2 protein-coding genes are annotated in these 1,474 nt (G+C 69.5%); both read right to left on the minus strand.

What is annotated here, in order from left to right; genetic code table 11:
* On the minus strand, positions 1–584 hold a 584-nt coding region (locus NQU54_RS48490; protein WP_257636643.1), incomplete at its 3' end, for an ISAzo13 family transposase.
* A 178-nt stretch (positions 585–762) separates the two neighbouring features.
* Positions 763–1,474, minus strand: a 712-nt coding sequence (locus NQU54_RS48495; protein ID WP_257636644.1) for an IS701 family transposase, incomplete at its 5' end; no start/stop codon positions are given.

The raw sequence follows: 1,474 nt of genomic DNA on the forward strand, positions 1-1,474 counted from the left end.
GCCAGTTCCTTCTTCTTCGTGTCCACACTGATCACCGGAGCCCCGTCGTCCCGGTGGTTGCGGGCCTGCTCGTTGAGGTAGTGGAACTGGGCGTCCCGGTCGGGGTGCTGCTTGCCCTCCAGAGTTTTGGCGTTGCTCTGCAGGCTGAAGCCCTCCTCGCGCAGGAGGTCGCCCACCGTGTCCGCGGAAATCTTGTGGCCCTGGCGGGTCAGCTCCGCTGCGAGCTTGCGGGTTGATCTGGTGGTCCAACGCAGCGGCGGCATAGGATCACCGCGGATGTCCGGCTCGACCAGGGCGAGCAGCGCGGGCCGGAGCCGGGGATCCAGATCGGCGATCCGCTTGCGGCCACCGCCGGCCCTGCGGACCCGCCCCAGCGCAGGCTCCCCGGAGTCGAGTTCCCGTACTCCGAGCGACACCGTCGCCTCCCGGACACCCGCAGCCCGAGCGACCGCTCTGATCCCGCCGTGACCGAGCGACCGGGCCTCCGCTCCTATCAGCAGACGTCGCTGCCGCTCGTTCAGATGCGGCAGGATCGCCCCGAACTTCGCGGCCAGCACTGCCCGTTGCATTTCCAGCTCACCCATACCAGAACAACGATCCACCGAACGGAAAGCCACGGGTTAAAGATCTGCACGCCCTTAGTAGGGCTTTGTTAGGTCCTGGTGTGTGGTTCGGGTGTTGGGGCGGGTTGGCCGCATATCGAGCAGGCGCCGGTCCAGGTGGCCAGGATCTTTTGTAACGCGCGGAGGACCGCGTAGAGGGTCAGGCCGGCGCAGGGACTTTTGGGTCGAGCCGGAGCAGGGTGCAGAAAGCCTGGGCAAGGGCGGTCAGGGTCACGTGCCGGTGCCAGCCGAGGTAGCTGCGGCCTTCGAAGTGATCGAGTCCGAGGCCGTCTTTGAGTTCGCGGTAGTCGTGCTCGATGCGCCAGCGGATCTTTGCCAGGCGGACGAGGTCGGCGATCGGGGTGTCGTCGGGCAGATCGGACAGCCAGAAGCGGGTCGGTTTGTCGTGGCCGTCGGGCCATTCGGCCAGCAGCCGCACTTCGGGCAGGACACCGTCCCAGCGGCCGTGCCGGGCCACTGCGGCTGCCTGGGCCAGCCGACGTGAGCGCACCCCGGCCGGCCGGACCCGCATCGCGAGGAAACGCGAGGTCATCGGGCCCCGGGACCCTTCCCGCCAGGTCACTTCGCTGAAGGCGTCCCGTCCGGCGGCCGCTGCCAGGCTGGCTACCGTCACCGGTGGCTGCCGGTAGCGGGGCTGGGGCCTGCGGCCGGTGCCGCACCAGGCGGGGGCCGTGGGGTGCGCGTCGTGCGGCTGGACGGTGATATCGCCGCGGATGCCGACCACGTACGCGTGTCCCCGCTCGGCCAGACCGGCGCGGAAGTCGGCGTTCTGTCCGTCGCCGGCATCCGCCACCACGACCGGCGGCACCAGTCCCCATCCGGCCAGTTCGTCCAGGGCGTCCAGTGCCAGT

The sequence above is a fragment of the Streptomyces malaysiensis subsp. samsunensis genome (genome assembly GCF_024519315.1).
GTDB lineage: Bacteria > Actinomycetota > Actinomycetes > Streptomycetales > Streptomycetaceae > Streptomyces > Streptomyces malaysiensis.